1 protein-coding gene is annotated in these 272 nt (G+C 54.8%); it reads left to right on the forward strand.

Going from position 1 to position 272, the window contains the following annotated elements:
* Window positions 1-272: gliding motility-associated C-terminal domain-containing protein (locus ACQ4MZ_RS31650; RefSeq protein ID WP_430852041.1), on the forward strand; the 272-nt coding region annotated here is incomplete at both ends.

Consider the following 272-nt stretch of genomic DNA (forward strand, 5'->3'; position numbering starts at 1 on the left):
ACCACCCCGCCTTCACCCCTGCAAACCAGCTTCGACCATACAGGGCTCACTTCATTTGCAGGATGCTATTATGTGACGGCCGTCAACCGGTTCGGAAGCGAAAGTGCGCCAAGCAACACCGTCTGCCGCGATAACTGCCCGATGTTTGTGCTGCCAAACGTATTTACGCCCAATGGCGACAACAAAAACGATACTTTCCAGCCCCTGGAATGCCCCGCATTTGTCCAATCACTGGAATTCAAGGCCTACAACCGCTGGGGTGCGCAGGTGTA

It is taken from the genome of Dyadobacter sp. BHUBP1, from assembly GCF_050587785.1.
Taxonomy (GTDB): domain Bacteria; phylum Bacteroidota; class Bacteroidia; order Cytophagales; family Spirosomataceae; genus Dyadobacter.